Genomic DNA, 17178 nt, shown 5'->3' with positions numbered 1-17178 from the left:
AAAGGGTGGCCTATGGGTCGAAAATATGGTTAAAAAGCGAGGAAAAAGCCCACTCCAAAGAGAATTACGCTCGCTCCGGCCAGCGATGCGCCGATAATCATTTTTTTATCGCCCGAATCGACCAAGTCGTGGTTCTTTTTGACCTTGTTCTGGAAGTTCTCTCCGTACGAGGATCCCGGCATTTGGAGCTGGCTCTTGATCTCGTCGGCGTCGTCATAGTCTTGGCTGCCCAGGTAGGCGAATATGGCTCCCATGATAAGCGGGGCTATGGAGGTCCCCATTAAAATATGCCCTACGCGGAGCATGGTGCGGTCGTGTTCCCATTCCTTTTGTTTGGCGATGTCGTCAACGTTGGTAATGCGTTCCATCTCGATGTTGAGGCGGGTCTCGGCGACTGGAGCCACATAGAACGAAACAACGGTGTCTCTGTAACCGGCGCGACGGAGCGTGATGTTTGCCATGCCCGGGTCGTTCAAGTGGAACTTGCCTGGGGTTTTGATGAGTGTTTCGCTGTGCTTGGTAATAGGGGCGGAACCGGCGAACACTTCAGCGTCGGAGGGGGTGGATATCACGTGGATCTCGGGCGAGATGGGCTTGAGCTTGATGTTCACCTTGGTTGTGTCGCCTGGGATGGGACGAATGACGCTTTGCGCACCCCACAGTTGTTCACCCACGTTCCAATAGGCATTGAGCGTTATTTTGTTTGTATCGCGCGTGGGGAAGGTGCAGGGTGTCCGGCAAATGGCGTTGATATCGGGGCGCGAAACAGTGGCGCCCTCGGGGGTTGTTTCTACCGATATGTAGCTGGTCTTTGGGGCGGGGATGGCTTCGGGTTCGGGCTTAGCCTGCATAAGCAGGACCTTCATTTTGTTGTTTTCTATAGCGCTGCTCAAGGCGGCATTTTTGGCGACGTTTATCTTGGACATGTAGATTTCAGGCAGGTCGTCGTGGAGGGTCGCCTTGGAGAGTTCGACCCCGATGCTGTCGGGGGTGGAGCCTGCGCCCATTTTGCCAACGTAGACGTTTTTGGCGCCGCCATGCAACAGAGTGTTTTGTATGCAAATGTTGTCGTGACATTCGGGGATGTCGCTGCGCCTAATGATTTGAACTTGCTCGTTGGCCTCGTACAATAGCGTTGCGGCGATCGCCGTCAGTTGTTGCGAGAGGAGGGTGTCGGCGTAGGTTCCCTCGAACGAGACAAATATGTTGCCGCTCCAGGTTTGTGTCGCGGGTGCGGCGGCTGTCGCGAGGTCGGTGGAATCCGTAGCCGCAGAATCAGCAACGGCCGTCACGGTGGCGGTGTCGGCTTGTGCGGGGACTGCTGCCGGTGCTGGGTGCAGCAGGTCGTTCCCTTGCTCGTCGACAATGCTCTTGAACTTGTCTTTGTGGAGGCGGATTACGGTAAACTGGTTCTTGATGTAGCCGCCCAGCTGGACGGTGTCGTTTTGGATGCCCAAAAACTGGGCCGACTGCTTTGTACCCGAAACCAATTCCACATTGACTTTGGGACCCTGTTGCCCTTGGGCGAAGGCGGAAGTCGCTAGTAGGAAGGTTAATATTGCGAGAAGTTTTTTCATATAGCACCTAAAATGAAAATACTACACCGGTTGTAAAAATGATTCCGCCAAGAACAAGGCCGAACTGCGCCAGGTATCGTGCGTTTTGCGCCGATTCGCGGTAGTCGAGGAATTGGTCCAGCGATTTTTGATATTCGTCATCTTTAATAAGCGTTTTTTTGATGTCGTCTTTTTTGCGGTTCGCCTGCTCTATGTTGTACCACGACACAATTGCCGAGATGCCACTCATTAAGAAGGGGGCGAGGGAAGTGAGCAAAAGTTTGTGACCGAGCTTGCGGCGGTCGCGGTGCGCAATTTCGCCGTACTGTTTTTCGGTCTTTGCTTCGTCGTAATGGGGACGGAGCGCTACAATCAAAAAAGAGGTGTCTTTTTGCGATAGCTGGACGTTGATGCTGGTGTCGGCGAACTCGGGGCGGAACAAGGTGACCTGGATACTGGATTCGCCTGCGGGCACTTCGATAAAGCCTGGAAGCTTGTAGTCGGGTTCGCTGGCGTGGTTCGGCTTGGTGTTGTTGATGTAGGCGTCGGCATACGAGGGATTGGTGGAAATGTGCAGGTACTTGGGCTGGAGCTGGACGCTATCTGTAGGGCTTTGCGCCATGGCGGCGGCAAAACCAAGGAGGAGTACGAGAATGGAAATGATTGGCTTGTTCATTTACATCCCCCTCTCTAAAAAAGGACCGCTTATGGAGGCAGAATCTGCGCTGTTGTCGACGTGCCAATAAATGTTGTGGGTCTCGTTCCGGCTGTAGTCTCGTGCGATAATCTTGACATTGCACGATACGGCGCACGGGTTTTCAAATGTGACTATAGGCGGTTCAAAGGTGTAGGCAAGTGTGTCGAAATCGGTTATTACCGAGATGTGCGACGGGTTGACTGCGGAGCCGTTGTCCAAAATGTAGAAAGCGAGCATATCCTTTGGCGAAAAAACGTTTTGAAGCGGAGTGACGACGGGGGGCGTTTTGTCGTAGAATACGACGGTGTCGGTTGTGTAAAGCGAGGGGGCAGTTACGTTCATCTCGATATTGGCGGTGCGGGTGAATTCGTTGGAGTATGGCGAACTCTGGAAGTCCGTTTTCATGGTTTCTTCGAGGTAAATGTGCAACCCTGACTGCGGGAGTACGCGAATGTCAAAGCTTGTTTCGGCAAGTGTGCTGTTGTAGGTGCCAATGGTGTCTTGTGACGAATTCACAACGGTGATTTGCGTGTTGACGCGGTCGTAACCCCACAGGTTGTCGTAGTAAATGGGGATGGTGATGCGGGCGGAATCGGAACCGACGAACTTTGTGGTGAAATGGTAAATGGGGGTTTTCTTTTCTTCAGAGAAGCCGTCGTTGGTGGAGTTGATGGCTGCAATGCCCCAGTAGACGGTGACGGAGGAGTCGCCCAAAGCCTGTGGGAACAATGGACCGGAAATGTGCCCGTTTTTATTGCAGGCGCCGGTGGCCTGCAGCGATTCCCATACGTCATCCTTGTTTAGGGATGCAAAAATGCCGCAGGACGCGGTTTCCCATTCGTCTGTCCCCTGCACAACCCACTTGAGGTCAACGCCTTCTTTTGAATGGGGGTCCACGAGGTTGTTCCCGTTCTCGGGACTGGTGATGGTGACCGAGATGGGCGTGTTTACGTAGACTTCGGCGGTGTCGGTGATGGTGTCGCCGGCGAGATCCGTTGATTGCAATATGACCAGGTGCCGTCCGGCCTTTTCAAAGGAATAGCGGAACGACGTAAGGTTGAAGTTGTTCCCGTCAACATCCCAGTTTTTGCCCAATATGTAAAGGTCAGCTTCATCACTGGTGATAAAGACGTCGCCTAGGGAATAAGCCGCTGCGAACTTGATGACTTCCCCTGTGTCTAGGTAATACCTTTTGGACGGGAACCCGTAATTGTAGGGTTCGCCATAAGACCTTTCGGGGAGCATGTAAATGTATTGCCCAATCACGGGGACGCTCCCGGCTTCAAAGCGGGAATCGTCGCCGCAACTGCAAAGGGCTTGCGTGAGCAAAGCCGCCGTGGCAAAGAGGAACAGAGGGCGTAACTTATTCATTGCCACCCTCCCCAAATTTGCGGTATACGGTCCAGTCGGACCATTGCGTAATGCCGTTGGTGTAGCGTATGCCCGTGCGCATGTAGTTTACGGAGTCGGGGAAGAGCGCGCTCGTAATCAAAAAACTGTAGCTGTTTTGGCCATTGTAGCCGGCTGCGATGGGGTTTGAATCTTTGAAAATGCTAAAGAGGAACACCTCGGGCACAAACCCGTATGGATTTTGGTCTTCTATGAAAATCTTTAAAACGGTGCTGTCGCCCAAGGTGGTGTCGCTGTTGCAGGCAAACCATTTTAAGGACGGCCTAATATAGTAGTTCCTGACGGTTTCGTTGTTGGATCTGTCTTTTGCGGTTACGGTCAAGAGTGTATGGCGGAAGGACTGGAAACTCCTGGGGATGACTGTGTACAGTTGGTTGTCTTTGATTTTTATGTCAATAGTTTGCCCGTCAATTTGTGCGGCGCGGTAGTAGGAGTATTTGTCTTCCAGTGAGTCATAGGTAAAAAAGAGGGTGTCGGCAAAGTCGATGGTGTCGCCGTTGTGGGCGCCAATCAAATCGATGGAAGGCTTGATGGTGTCGATCAACGTGATGTTGCCGATATCCTTGATTTCGTTTTCACGAAGCGAAATTTTTTTGAGGTTGCTTTGATAGTGAGGGTGGTTCAACAGGGATATTGAAATTTGGTAGTTCCCTGCCTTGACCGGAGAAACCAGGAAGGGGGTGATACGTGCGGACCTGTGATTGATGGTGTCTGTTTGGAGCAACTGCCCGGTGGTGTCGTATATAGAAAGAAGGCAGGACCAAAAAAAACGATCGAGTTCCTTGATTTGCACGCTCCCGGTTATCCCGGATTCGCCGAGGACGCCCTGGGTAAAGAAGTGGCCTGAGAGGGAGTCGTTGGATGGCATGCCGAGCTCGTTGATGGCGGAGACTTGCCAATCGTAGCGCTTTAGTGGTTGCAACGGTTCGTTGTAGGTAAACACGTTCCCAGGAACAATGGTGTCGACCAAAATGTCCCCCCTAAAATCGGTAAGCGTAAAGTGATTGTGGACTTTGTAAATGGAGTCGGGGTCGTAGGCGTTCCAGGCAAACGAAATGCCGCCCTGTGTGGGGAGCCCCTGCGAACCATTGGCCGGGATAAAAACGTTTTCGTTGAGCAGAGGCGGCTTGGTAACCCATATTTGGAGCGTGTCGGAGAGTGTGTCGCCAAAGTAGTCTATTAGGACCAGGGCCACCTTGTGGTGCCCTGGTTTGGTAATCGCCCTGCGGAAGCTGAATTCAGAGGCGAAGTGCTCGCCGTCCAAAGTCCAGTAGTAGTGCTGTAGACGGATGGACTTGGAAGGCTTGACTTCGGCAATAAAAATAATGGTATCGCCGAGCTGCACTGTGTCTGCCTTGATCTGGATGCTGATGGAGTCAATGTCGAGTGCCATTTGGGCGCTAATGGTGACTTCGTTGACATCGTTCTCGTTGTACAGGTAGTCGTCGCTGTTGGTGCAGGCGAAAATGAACAGGGAGACAATGAGTAACCAGTACTTCATTTTTTGCCTCCCAGGGTGTCTACTACGTAAAAATGACAAACCGGCAGTGTGTCGGAGTCTCCGTGGGAGTCCGAAACAAGGACTTGGAACGTGTGAGCCCCTTCGTTAAAACCGGACTGCATGATTTGAGTCAGCGAACCAATGTCGTAGGAGACGGAGTCGATAATCAAAACGTAGGAGAGCGAGTCTTCGTAACGCAGGTCGGGGTCGGTGGCGCCCCACGTGAACGGGAACGAAGTCGAGAGGGTCCCGTATAGAGTGTCCTTGTTGGCAGGGGTTGTGACGGAGTCCATTTTGGGCGGGGTGTTCACGATGACATTGAATTTGACTGTCATGGAGTTTCCCTGCTGGTCGGTGATTTGTAAAGTATTTGGGATGAATATTGGTGCGGTTTCTTCGTCGATGACGAACTCGTCCCCCGTCCCGACGCTCTTGAGGTCCGAGGAATCGGCAAATATTCCCGTGCGGAACCATTCAAAAGAGAGTTCCTTTTTGTATTGCCTGGGGTATACGTCCACCTTGAGTGTCGCTGGGTCGGAAGGGTGTATTTTGAGGGTCGTCGAATCCGAAATCCCCTTTTGCACTACATAGACGTTGGCGTATTCAATGCGGCGGTTCGAGTCCGGGGCGTCGGGGATGTCGAGACAACCGACGAGCGTTGCCGTCAGCATAAGACAAAATACGACCATGGTTGTGACCGAGGTTGCGTAAAAACGAATGCCGGTATGCAGAGAATTCTGCTTCATCTGTTTTAAATCTAACTATATTCTTGAATATGAGTCAAGAAAATTTTGAATATAAAAACGCAATGGACCGCCTTGAGGCCATTTTGGAACGCATTGACAATTCTGAAATGGAAATTGACGAATTGGCGGGTCAGGTGCAAGAGGCCACGGAACTTTTAAAGAAGTGCCGCAAGATTCTGGTCGATACCGAAAAGAACGTGCAGGAAGCCTTGAAGAGCCTGGACGGGGAAGTCGATGGCTAGTTTTGCCACAGAGCGCGTGGTGGAGCCTGCGCCGGCTTTGGAGGTGCGCGACTGGCGGGTGCGCTTTGCCATGCGGGGTGGCGTACTTTCGCGTGTGACCGACTACTTTACGGCGGTCGACGGCGTTTCGTTTACCTTGACTCCCGGTAAAATTTTGGCGGTGGTCGGCGAGTCCGGTTGCGGCAAGTCAACCCTGGTCAAGTCGCTGGTGGGACTTGTGCCCGCGGACCAGGGCGAATACCGCCTTTTTGGCGAACGTGTTGATTTTAAGAGCGCCGCTTCGGTAAAGCGAGTGCGGAACCTGGTGCAAATGATTTTCCAGGACCCGTTCAGCAGCCTGAACCCGCGACAGACGGTGACCGAGATAATGACGGCGCCGCTGGTGGCTCGCGGCGTGGTGTTTGACACCGCTCAAAAACGCGCCTTGGAACTTTTGGACCGCGTGTCGCTCTCGTCGGGGGCGATGGACAAGTTCCCCCACGAGTTCTCGGGAGGGCAGCGCCAACGTTTGTGCATTGCGCGCAGCTTGATGGTCTCGCCCAAGGTTCTGCTTTGCGACGAGGTGACCAGTGCATTGGATGTTTCGGTGCAGGCGCAGATCCTGCACTTGCTCGACGACTTGCGGACGGACCTAGGACTTTCGATTGTGTTCATTAGCCACGACATGCAGGTGGTGCGCGCCTTGAGCGACGAAGTGCTGGTGATGTACTTTGGCAAGGTGGTGGAACGCGGGATTTCGGACGAGGTCCTCGTGAACCCGCAGCATGAATACACGCAAAAACTACTGGCGAGCGTGCCGACGATTAAGCGGGACTAATTGTAACGACTGTTCAATAGCGGCTATTGATAGCCGCGGTTGGCTATTACACCTTCACGTGGAAGTAGTCGATTTCGGGGTGGCTGATGTAGAGGCCGCTCACGGAGGCCTGCGGGTACATGGCGCCGTTCTCGGTGAGGCTGATGCCCACGCTGCCAAAGTCGATGAGCTTCGCGACGTTGAAGATTTCCTTGATGTTCGGGAGTACCGGGTAGCCGACGGCCGGGCGGATGCCCTTCCAGCCCTTGGTGCGCGCGAGTTCCTGGCTCAGGTATTCGGCGCCGGCTTCGGCGAGGCGGTCGGCGACGGTCTGCATCAAAAGAACGTCGTAGTCGCTGCCACCCTGTTCGGCCTTGAGCTTTTCGAGGCGCTTCACGAAGGCGTCGCTCACGGTGACGGCGAAGGCACCCACGATGTCGCGGAAAGCGTCCTTACCGGCGGGAGCGGCAAAGATGCTTGCGGTTTTCGCGTTTGCGGGTGCAACGTAGTCGCAGAGGGCAAGGCAGGTGCCTTCCGGGTTCTGCTGGCGTGCCGTGACGACTTCGACAAGGTCGGAGTCGGTGCCGGTACGGCCCGTGTTGAACCTGATGGAATTTTCCGTACCGGCGGCAGGGTAGAACGCCTGCACGGCACGCAGCGCATACTCGGGCTTCGTGAAACTCTTGATAAGTGCTTCGGCGTCGGCCTTGAGTTTCTTTGCTTCTTCCTGGTCGGCCTTGACTTTCCAGGTGAAGAAGAAGTATTCCCAGCTGATAAGCGGGATGACTTTTTCGAGCGGAATCGGCGGGAGCTTGCTTTCGCCCATAAATGGAGGTTCGCATGGCTGGTACTTGCTCCAGTCGCACTGGAAGCGGCGCTCTTCGGGAGTCTTTTCGGCGGCGGCCATGGCGCTTGCGGCTTCGGTCTGGATGCCGTTTTGCTTGTCGCGAATGCGCTGCTGTTCTTCGCGGTTTTCCTGAATGGTCTGCTCGCTGGTCGCGGGGTCCAAGAGCTTTTGCACGAGGCCCGGGTTACTGGCGGCATCGCGCACGTGGAATACGGGGCCTTCGTAGCACGGGGCAATCTTTACGGCCGTGTGCGTGGGCGAGGTCGTTGCGCCGCCGACGATAATCGGGATGCGCTGGCCCGCGGCCTGCATGGCTTTTGCCACGGTGCACATTTCTTCGAGGGAGGGCGTAATCAGTCCTGAGAGGCTCAAGATGTCGGCCTTGTTCTCGATGACCGCTTTCACGATGACGTCTTCGGGAACCATCACGCCGAGGTCCACCATTTCGTAGCCGTTACAGGCCATGATCACGGAGACGATGTTCTTGCCGATATCGTGCACGTCGCCTTTCACGGTCGCAATCACGATTTTTCCGCGGCTCGAAGCGTTCGCGTCCTTGCCCGCCTCGATGTAGGGCTGCAAAATTTCTACCGCCTTCTTCATGGTGCGAGCGGTCTTCACCACCTGCGGCAAGAACATCTTGCCTTCACCGAAGCGGCGGCCCACTTCGTTCATGCCGTCCATGAGCGGACCGGAGATGATTCCCACCGGGCTATCGCCGCGGTTGATGAGTTCCATCAGGTCGGGCTGAAGAGTGGTGGAAGTTCCCTTGAGGAGCGCTTCTTGCAGTCGTTCTTCGGGCGTGGTTTTTGCCTGCGCGGAGTCGGCGACGCTGTTACTACCCGCGTCGGAACTGCCCGCGCCTGTGCTCATGGCGAAAATTGCCTTCGGGTCGTATTTGGTGCCCGCTTCCTTGGCGGCAGCGGCGGCCGCAGTCATGCGGCTTGCTATTTCAATCAACGCTTCGCTAGCATCCGGTTCCGTGTTCAAAAGCACCTCAGTAATGGCCATACGGAGTTCCAGCGGAATCGTCTTGTAATCGATAATCGCGCTGGGGTTCATGATGGCCATGCCCATGCCGTTCGGAATCGCGTAATGCAAGAAGGTGGTATGCATCGCTTCGCGCAGGTAGTTGTTGCCACGGAAGGCGAACGAGAGGTTCGAAAGACCGCCCGAAATGCGCACGCCGGGAAGGTTGTCCATAATCCAGCGGACAGCACGGATAAAGTCGATGGCGTAGGCGTTGTGTTCGGCCATGCCGGTCGCGACCGTCAGCACGTTCGGGTCAAAGATGATGTCAGAAGGATCGAAGCCGAGCTTCTTCACCATGATGTCGTAAGCGCGAGCGGCAATATTTACGCGACGCTCGTAGTTGGTGGCCTGGCCTTCTTCGTCGAAGAGCATCACGATGACGGCTGCACCCAGACGCTTGATGGTAAGCGCGTGCTCGATAAACGCCTGTTCGCCCATCTTCAAGGAGATGGAGTTCACGATGCTCTTGCCCTGGATGCACTTGAGGCCCGCTTCGATGACCTCGAACCGGGAAGAGTCCACCATGATGGGCACGCGGCTCACGGCCGGGTCCGATGCAATCAGGTTCAGGAAGGTCTGCATTTCGGCGGTGGCGTCGAGCAAGCCATCGTCCATATTCACGTCAATCACGTCGGCGCCGTCTTCGACCTGCTTGCGTGCAATGTCAAGCGCCTCGTCGTAATTCTTTTCGTTGATGAGACGCAGGAACTTCTTGGAGCCAGCTACGTTGCAGCGTTCGCCCACCTTCACAAAGTCTTCGGCGTTGCAACTGTCGGCACCGTCGCTGGGGCGCACCTGTTCCTTGAACAGCGGCTCGAGACCCGCGAGGCGTAATAGCGGGCTCGTGGCGTACTTGGGCGCGGGCTTTCTGCGTTCGTAATCGGCCGGCAGGGCATCCAGCATCTTGCGCATGGCGGCGATGTGTTCCGGTGTGGTACCGCAGCAACCGCCAATCATGTTCACCAGCTTGTCGTCCAGGTAAACGCCCATGAGCCGCACCATGTCTTCGGGCGTGTCATCGTAACCGCCGAACTGGTTCGGGAGACCCGCATTCGGGTGACAAGAAATGTAGCAGGGAGCGACCTTGCCCATGCGGCGCAGGTACGGCACCATACCGTCGGCACCGAGCCCGCAGTTGAGGCCGATGGAAAGCGGATGCATGTGCATCACGCTCACGGCGAACGCTTCCACCGTCTGGCCCGAAAGCGTACGGCCCGAGGCATCGCTCACCGTCATGGAGAACATGACTTCCACAGGTTTGAGGTCGGCGGCAATCCCTGCAGCGGCTGCATCGGCGTCGCGTTTTTCCATCACTTTGGTAAAAGCGCTTGCGGCAGCCTTTGCGTTCAGCGTATCAAAAATCGTTTCGATTAGAATTGCGTCGACGCCTTCTTCCACCAGCACTTGAATCTGTTCCAGGTAGGCGTCTTCCAGCTCGTCGAAAGTAATGCTACGGCTCGCGGGGTCGTTCACGTCTTCGCTCATGGAGAGCATCTTGCTGGTGGGGCCCACGTCGCCGAGGATGTACACCTGACGGCCATACTTTTCCATGGCCTCTGCCGCGGCCTGCTTCGCAATCTTCACCGCGGCGCGGTTCATTTCGGCAATGCGGTGTTCCTGGTGGTATTCATGCTGGCTCACGCGCTGGCTCGAGAACGTATTCGTCGTCAGGCAGTCCACGCCTGCATCCACATAGCGGCGCTGGATATCGAGAATGATTTCCGGCTTTTCGATGGAGAGCATGTCGTTGTTCGCGCCCTTGATGCCGTAAGTCTGAATGACAGAACCCATGCCGCCATCGAGCAGCATCATCTTGCTTTCAAAAGCCTCGCGTAGCGTCATTTTCTTTTCCATGGCACGAACCACCGTTTTTTTTTGCCTTATGCATTTATTCGCTTTTATGCATAAATATATAAAAAAGGAAGGGCGCCAGGAAGGGGAAAAGCAAAAAATGTTATATTTAGCGCTGATTCATTCGGGGTGCTGCTTACGTGAGTGCGGAGCGGCTGAGAAAATACCCGGGATCCTGATCAGGGTAATGCCTGCGGAGGTAATATGAACGAGAAAACTAGCGTTTTCGCTAATGGTGTCATTTGGTTTGGTGCTGCGGTTTCTGTGGCAGAAATCGAGGCTGGAATTCAATCAGGGAACAACTGGCTGGCTTTGATCCTGGGGCATTTGCTCGGGGGACTCATGCTTTTTGCCGTCGGTTTTATGGGGGCCAAGGCCCGTGTGAATGCCATGGAAAGTACGGCGGGCGTGTTCGGCAAATACGGCGCCAAGTTCTTTGCTGTGCTCAACGTGACCCAGCTTGTGGGCTGGACCGCGGTGATGATCGCCCAGGGCTCTACCGCTGTGGGCGCGCTCTTTGGCAATGCCCCGTTTGCCGTGTGGTGCGTGGTGCTCGCCGTTTTGGTGGCCGCCTGGATCTTTGTGGGTCTCAAGAATTTCTCTCGCGTGGCGTCTGTTGCCATGGGACTTCTCGCCCTCCTTACCGCGGTGCTCAGCTTCAAGATTTTTGGCCAGGCTTTTGCAGAGGCTCCGGTTCTTGGTGAGGCGCTCCCGTTCTGGGTCGTCTTTGAAATCTCTGCCGCCATGCCGCTTTCGTGGCTGCCGCTGATTTCGGACTACACCAAGAATGCCGAGAAGCCCTTGAAGGCGACGGCGACCTCGGCGATTGTCTATACGGTGGTGAGCATATGGATGTACGCCATCGGCATGGCGATTGCAAGCCTTGGCGTCGCGACGCTCCCGGCGGCAATTCTCGCCGTAGGCCTTGGCGCGGTGGGTGTCGTGGTCGTCATTTTCTCTACGGTCACGACAACCTTTTTGGACGCCTACTCTGCTGGCGAATCGGCAAAGACCATTTACGGCAAGCTAAACCCCAAGCTGGTGGGTGTCGTCGTTTGCGCGATTGGCGTTCTGTTGGCGATTTCGGGTATCATTGACCGGTATACCGACTTTTTGTACTTGATTGCCTCGGTGTTTGCCCCGATGGCCGCTGTACTTGTGGTGGCCCATTACGTGGTGCGCCGCGGCGCTCCGTCGCGTGTCATTTTGGTTTGGAATCTGGTGGCCTGGTTCGTTGGCTTTATGGTGTACCAGTTTGCTGGTGAATCGCCGATCGGGCCGACCCTTACGGCAATGCTCAGTTCGGCAGCGCTCTCGCTTTTGCCGATTCTAAAAAAATAGAGATGCTGCTAGTGGCGCTTCTTGTTAGAAGCGCTTGCACTTGACGCCGATTGTTTTAATGAGGTGATCTTGCGAGGTGTCGGACTTGTCGTAGAGGAACTCTTCGATGTACACGGCCTTGCAGTCAATGAACTTTTCTTCGTAGACGGGCTTCATGTCGTGTGAAAAGTGCTGCACGGTCATTTTGAAGCTCTTGAGGTATTCTTTCTTGATGCTTGTGGTCATTAAAAAGTCCTCGAACTCGTCAAACGAGATCTCGACGACGGTGAACACGTCGCTGGTGTTTTCTTTTAAAAAGCGGATGCTTCTACAACGGGCCGACAACTGGTGCCCGATTTCGTCAAATTCGTCTTCTTTCCCGGCAGGAACGTTTTCTAATGTGATTTTAACAGCAAACAAATAGGGCTTTGCCATCGAAGATGTTTCTTGTCTGTTGAAATCCATAGGACACTCCTTTTACATCTATAAACTAATCAAAATTTTCAAAAGAGGGTGCCCCTTCACAAAAAAAGGGGTACACAATTTGTGAATATCCCTATTTTATTGCCGAAGCGATTTCGCCGAGGGCGCGTTCCATGTACTTGGCGAGAAGCTTGGATGCCGCCTCGGCCACATGGTGCGGTTCACTGCCGTTCATGGAAATCTTTTCGTCAAATCGGCCTTCCCACAGGGCGTTCGCATCGTCGACCTTGCGGAAGGTAAGCGACAGGGCGAGGTGGACGTAGCGGTTGCTGCCTTCGTCCACTTCCTCGATGGCGTTCACGTTCCCGACAATCTCGTAGTCGGGCTTGATCGTGGGCTTTGCCTCGGCGGGCTTAAAGAGACCACTTTGGTTCACGTATTCGGTCACAAGCTGCGTCAGCATGTTGTCGGGGCGGCTTGCCCACAGGTCCAGGTCGTAGAACATAAAGTCGTAGGCGGATTCGCGGTAGACAATGTTGTTCCTCTGGTAGGCGGCCTCTACGGTGAACTTGCGAATTTGGACGCGTGGGGCGTTCTGGGCGTCGCCGGCAGAGGGCATATTGATGTTCTCGATAGCGAGCGTGTAGTAACGGGTGGGCTCGCTCTTGCCGCCTCCAAGGCATGCGGTAAGCGTCGTGGTGGCTAGGAACGTTGCGACAATGGCAAAAATTCGAATATTCTTCATTATGGCTCTTCCCCTTACTTACGGCGGCTCTGGCTTTCGCCGTGGATGAGTGCCGACGGGTTGTTCTTGATCTTTTGGCTAAATTCGTTGAGGTTCTCGAGCACGGAGCCAAGCTCCGTCATCACTTCGCCCAGCTGGTCTTGGTTGTTGTAGATCATCAGGTCCATGCGCTTGGAGAGCTGGCTGATGGCGGCCATGGCTTGCTGCAAGCTGTCGTTCAGGCTCTTCGTGTCGATGGCTTCGAGCTTTTCCTTGACGATATCCAGGTCTTCGCTGGCCTTGGCGGCAATCTTCGCTTCTTCGATTTCCGTCATCACCTTGTGCATGGATTCCGCAGACTTGGAAATGTTCTCGATGGGTCCCGACATACTTTGCGTGACGCGCTTGAGGTTGTTTGTCATGGCTTCGAAATTCTGGATGGCCTTGCTCAGGTTCTGCGCGTTTTCTTCGGAAAAAATGGTGTTGATGTTTACGAGAACCGAATCTACGTGCCCCACGATGTTGGATGCCTGGTTCGTGATGTGGTCAAAGGTGGAGTAGGCCGCCGGCACGAGGCCGCCCTCGGGAACGTTCGGCTCGTTGAAATTGCCGCCCGAGAGCACCAGCTGTTTTTCGCCGGTGAGGTTCATGCCTGCCGTCATGCCCGCGCGGGTGCCCTGCTTAATAGGGGTCCCCTCATGCACCTTGAACGAGACCACCACTTGGTTCAGGTTCGAGTCGTTAATCACGATGTTCGTGACGCTACCGACGTCGATACCGTTCAGCTTGACCTTTGCATCTACAAAGAGACCGTTCACGTCGGTGTCGAAAATGGTGTAGTAGTTGTCGTACTGCTCGCTCAGGTAGCGCTTGAGCACGTAGCCGAGGAATACGCAAACCATGATGCCGCAAAACAGCATGAAGGCGCCAAGTTTAATTCTTTCGGATCGGGTGGTTTCCATTGTGTCTCCAACTCAATCAATAAATTCAAAATTGTAGAAGCCGGTGGAATACGTTTCCTTGGGGCATTGCCGGCTGAAAAAGTGCTTGAGCGTCGGGTCGTCGGACTCCATGCCTTGTTGGAGCGTGCCGTCCATCAGGACATAGCCGTCTTTCAGGTACACGAAACGGTCGCAAATAATCTTGATGCTCTCAAGTTCGTGGCTCACGATGACCATCGAGACGCCGAGCGTGTCGCGCAGTTCCAGGAGCAGCTCGTCGAGCGAGCGTGCCGTCACCGGGTCGAGGCCTGTAGAAGGCTCGTCGCAAAAGAGCAGTTCGGGCTTGAGCGCTATAGCGCGGGCGAGGGCGGCGCGCTTTTTCATGCCGCCGGAAATCTCGCCGGGGTACTTGTGGAAAGCGTGCAACAGGTGCACCTTTTCCAGGCGGTCTGCAACAATCGCTTCCATCTGGCTCTTGGGCATGTAGGGCATGCTGCGTTTCAAGGGCAACATCGCGTTCTCGGCGACAGTCAAGTCGGCGATGAGTGCCCCGCTTTGGAAGAGTACGCCCGTGTGCATGCGGGTCTCGCTGTCGAGCCCGTCCTTGGGGCCGAACTGCTTGCCGAAGTAGGTGATGGTTCCCGAATCCGACTTGATGAATTTCAGGATATTGTTCAGGAGCGTCGACTTGCCGCAACCCGAACTTCCGAGTACCATGCGGATTTCGCCCTTCCTTACGCCGAACGAGATGTCCTTGAGGATAGTCTCGTTGCCGTAACTGGCCTTCAGGTGATCTACTTTCAGGATTTCTTCCATGGTTACCCCTAGTAGAATATGAAGGCGAACAGCGTGTCCGCGATGACGATGGAACAGATGGCCGAAACGACGCTCGCGGTAGTCGCCTTGCCGACGGCTTCGGCGCCGCCGTGGGCGTTGAGGCCCTTGTTGCAGGCGATGAGCGTCACGATCCAGCCGAATACGAGCGCCTTGACGTTGCTCTTGAGGAACGTGATGGGGGCGATGCCGTCGCGAATGCCCATCATGTAGTTAGAAAAAGAAATGTCGCAGAAGAAGTAGGCGATGAGGAAACCGGCAAGGCACCCGACAATGGACGAGCAGAACGAGAGGATGGGTGTCGTGATGCTCAAGGCGATGAAGCGCGGGACAACCAGGTACTGCACCGGCGGGATGGCCATGGACTTGATGGCCTTGACTTCTTCGCAGACGCTCATGTTTGCGATTTCGGCGGCCATGGCGCTGCCGGAACGGCCGGCGAGGATGATGGTCGTGAGGAGCGGGCCGATTTCGGCGAAGATGAGGAAGCCGAGGCCGGATGCGAGGTACGAACCGCCACCGACGGCGTTGAGCATCACCGAACTCTGCAAAGCCATCGTAAGGCAAATGAGCCCCACGAACAAGAAGCAGATTCCCATGGCTTCGCTGCCCGATTTGAACATCTGCTTGGTGACTCCGCCAAAATGGATTTTGCCCTTGTCGAACGGCCCGAATACGGTCCAGTAGATGGACATGAATAGCAGGATGAGGACTTCGACGAATTCCTTGATGAACGTGAAGCCGAGGCCGCCGAGCATCTCGAGGACGTTGTTCGTGCCCTTGACGGGCTTTTCGGGCGGGTCCATCTTGCGGAGCGATTTCAGGTGCGCCTTGATGTCTTCGTTGAAGTGTGCCAGCGTGAGCCTGTTTCCCGTTTTCTCGGCCAGCTCGGCGAGAAGCGCGAAAAAGGCGTCGGCACTGTAGTCCATGGTCTTGAGTTGCGATCCGTCCAGGGTAAGCGCTCCCGTGCAGAGCTGCTTCTTGCAGTTCTGCAGCAGCACCTTGCTGTTGGCTGCCGAAAGGGTTTCTGGCAAAAGAATCGTCGACATCTTCGGGCTCAAAGATAGAAATAAAACGCCCTCCGCTTATGCGGAGAGTTTGTTTTCCCGATAAAGTGCAGAAAAGCTAGTCTTGGATACAGCGGACAGAAAATACGGAATTCTTATTGCCAAGTCCAGAACCTACATAGACGTAATTGCTGTAATCTTCGTAGAAGGTTATCTGGGAGGCTGAAGATGCTACTGCGCCACCAGATGAAGTCCAGAAGTGTGCGGCGGTGCCAAATCCGGTGAACTGGTCGGTTCCGGTTCCTCCGCCTGCAGGCAATGCTGCAAAGCCAAAATCATCCGTTCCATTCCCGTCATTAGCCCAACCACACCGCGACTTAAGGACACTTCCCCTATTATTGCCGGCGGCCTTGAGTAGGCTATTCCAGTCTCCTTCATTAGGCAGACGCCAACCTGGAGGGCAGATTCCTTGGATTTCGTCGGGAATACGACATTTTTTTAGATAGCCGCAATCAAGGGATTGTTCCGTCGCCAGCGCAACGGAATCTATGGCGGAACCCCAGGTATAAAGACGCCCTAGGGCATTGCAGTTCGTGTCATTCTCGTTATAGCACCAGGTTCCTGTCAGAAGGCTTGGAGTTTTTACGCTGTCCGCATAGTTCAGGTTTTCTGCCATCCAGTTTTTCCCGTCAATCTTGACGGTTCTATAGGTCTTGCCATCGCGTGGATCGATCAAGGTCCCATATTCGATATCCGGATTCGGGCATGTCTCTATCGACACTAGGGTTTCAGAGGAACTGCTCGGTTCGGTGCTGGACGATGATGTTTTGCTGCCCGACGATTGTGTACTGCTCGATAACTGTGCGCTGCTTGACGAAGACTTCGAGGAAATCGATTCGGTTGATGAACCTGCCGAATCAGCCGAACTAGTCGCATTGTCGCTACTGCTCAGGATGACGTCCGTTGTGGAACTGGCGGGTGTTATACTTGTGTTAGGGGATTCGCTTGACGAAGAGACTTCGCTGCTTGACAGTTGCGCTTCACTTGACGAGGAAATGTCGCTACTTGATGGTTGCGCACTGTTGGACGAAGATATCGCGGAACTGGATTCGGTTTCGTCCATGGACGAACTGCTAGGCGATTGTTCTGCATCGGTGCCGGCGACTGTTGCAGAGGAATCGTTATCATCGCAGGCAACAAAGAACGCAGGAATAAGTGCAAGAGTAAAGAGGAGAGCGCGTTTCATGTTTG

General features: G+C 54.6%; 15 protein-coding genes and 1 riboswitch. Of the genes, 3 read left to right on the top strand and 12 right to left on the bottom strand.

Features of this window, described 5'->3' with window-relative positions:
• Positions 1-29: 29 nt before the first annotated feature.
• From BUB55_RS01745 to BUB55_RS01725, 5 genes are read right to left on the bottom strand one after another with little or no spacing between them, the layout of a single operon-like run.
• Positions 30-1577: a hypothetical protein gene (locus BUB55_RS01745; RefSeq protein ID WP_143152849.1), complete on the bottom strand. Its 1548-nt coding sequence runs from the start codon at positions 1575-1577 to the stop codon at positions 30-32.
• A 7-nt stretch (positions 1578-1584) separates the two neighbouring features.
• Positions 1585-2232 carry a hypothetical protein gene (locus BUB55_RS01740; RefSeq protein WP_073187624.1) on the bottom strand — a complete coding sequence of 216 codons (648 nt, stop codon included), beginning with the start codon at positions 2230-2232 and terminating at the stop codon, positions 1585-1587.
• On the bottom strand, positions 2233-3624 hold the full coding sequence (locus tag BUB55_RS01735) for a hypothetical protein (RefSeq protein ID WP_073187623.1): 1392 nt from the start codon (positions 3622-3624) through the stop codon (positions 2233-2235).
• The gene (locus BUB55_RS01730) at positions 3617-5164 is read right to left on the bottom strand and encodes a hypothetical protein (protein WP_073187621.1); all 1548 of its coding nucleotides are present in this window, start codon (positions 5162-5164) and stop codon (positions 3617-3619) included. Before BUB55_RS01730 ends, BUB55_RS01735 begins: the two co-directional genes overlap by 8 nt.
• Positions 5161-5910, bottom strand: a complete 750-nt coding sequence (locus tag BUB55_RS01725; protein ID WP_073187619.1) for a hypothetical protein — start codon at positions 5908-5910, stop codon at positions 5161-5163. The genes BUB55_RS01730 and BUB55_RS01725 overlap by 4 nt, the downstream gene beginning before the upstream one ends.
• 29 nt (positions 5911-5939) lie before the next feature.
• Between BUB55_RS01725 and xseB the strand changes: the two genes are divergently transcribed.
• On the top strand, positions 5940-6152 hold the full coding sequence (gene xseB / locus BUB55_RS01720; protein WP_073187748.1) for an exodeoxyribonuclease VII small subunit: 213 nt from the start codon (positions 5940-5942) through the stop codon (positions 6150-6152).
• Positions 6145-6969, top strand: coding sequence for an ABC transporter ATP-binding protein (locus tag BUB55_RS01715; RefSeq protein ID WP_073187618.1), 825 nt, complete (start codon positions 6145-6147; stop codon positions 6967-6969). Before xseB ends, BUB55_RS01715 begins: the two co-directional genes overlap by 8 nt.
• Before the next feature lie 46 nt (positions 6970-7015).
• On the opposite strand, the gene metH is transcribed toward BUB55_RS01715, so the two are convergent.
• A complete protein-coding gene (gene metH / locus BUB55_RS01710; protein ID WP_234971757.1) occupies positions 7016-10681 on the bottom strand; it encodes a methionine synthase in 3666 nt (1221 codons plus the stop codon).
• A gap of 112 nt (positions 10682-10793) precedes the next feature.
• Positions 10794-10898: riboswitch (TPP riboswitch) on the top strand.
• Between metH and BUB55_RS13900 the strand changes: the two genes are divergently transcribed.
• Positions 10883-12019, top strand: a complete 1137-nt coding sequence (locus BUB55_RS13900) for a cytosine permease (protein ID WP_159431913.1) — start codon at positions 10883-10885, stop codon at positions 12017-12019. Its footprint overlaps the riboswitch before it by 16 nt.
• A 24-nt stretch (positions 12020-12043) precedes the next feature.
• Here the strand turns inward: BUB55_RS13900 and BUB55_RS01700 are convergent, their stop codons facing one another.
• From BUB55_RS01700 to BUB55_RS13770, 6 genes are all read right to left on the bottom strand, one after another.
• Complete coding sequence (locus BUB55_RS01700; protein WP_143152848.1) at positions 12044-12463, bottom strand: hypothetical protein; 420 nt, start codon at positions 12461-12463, stop codon at positions 12044-12046.
• A 91-nt stretch (positions 12464-12554) separates the two neighbouring features.
• Positions 12555-13166 carry an ABC-type transport auxiliary lipoprotein family protein gene (locus BUB55_RS01695; RefSeq protein ID WP_234971756.1) on the bottom strand — a complete coding sequence of 204 codons (612 nt, stop codon included), beginning with the start codon at positions 13164-13166 and terminating at the stop codon, positions 12555-12557.
• Between the two features lie 14 nt (positions 13167-13180).
• Positions 13181-14107 (bottom strand): MlaD family protein, encoded by a 927-nt coding sequence (locus BUB55_RS01690; RefSeq protein WP_073187613.1) that lies wholly within the window; start codon positions 14105-14107, stop codon positions 13181-13183.
• Positions 14108-14119: 12 nt separating this feature from the next.
• Positions 14120-14902: an ABC transporter ATP-binding protein gene (locus BUB55_RS01685; protein ID WP_073187612.1), complete on the bottom strand. Its 783-nt coding sequence runs from the start codon at positions 14900-14902 to the stop codon at positions 14120-14122.
• Positions 14903-14910: 8 nt separating this feature from the next.
• Complete coding sequence (locus BUB55_RS01680) at positions 14911-15969, bottom strand: MlaE family ABC transporter permease (protein ID WP_073187611.1); 1059 nt, start codon at positions 15967-15969, stop codon at positions 14911-14913.
• Positions 15970-16045: 76 nt separating this feature from the next.
• Positions 16046-17173 (bottom strand): fibrobacter succinogenes major paralogous domain-containing protein, encoded by a 1128-nt coding sequence (locus BUB55_RS13770; protein ID WP_159431912.1) that lies wholly within the window; start codon positions 17171-17173, stop codon positions 16046-16048.
• Between the last annotated feature and the right edge of the window lie 5 nt (positions 17174-17178).

The sequence above is a fragment of the Fibrobacter sp. UWP2 genome (genome assembly GCF_900141705.1).
Taxonomy (GTDB): domain Bacteria; phylum Fibrobacterota; class Fibrobacteria; order Fibrobacterales; family Fibrobacteraceae; genus Fibrobacter.
This window is presented reverse-complemented; position numbering and strand designations above follow the sequence as displayed.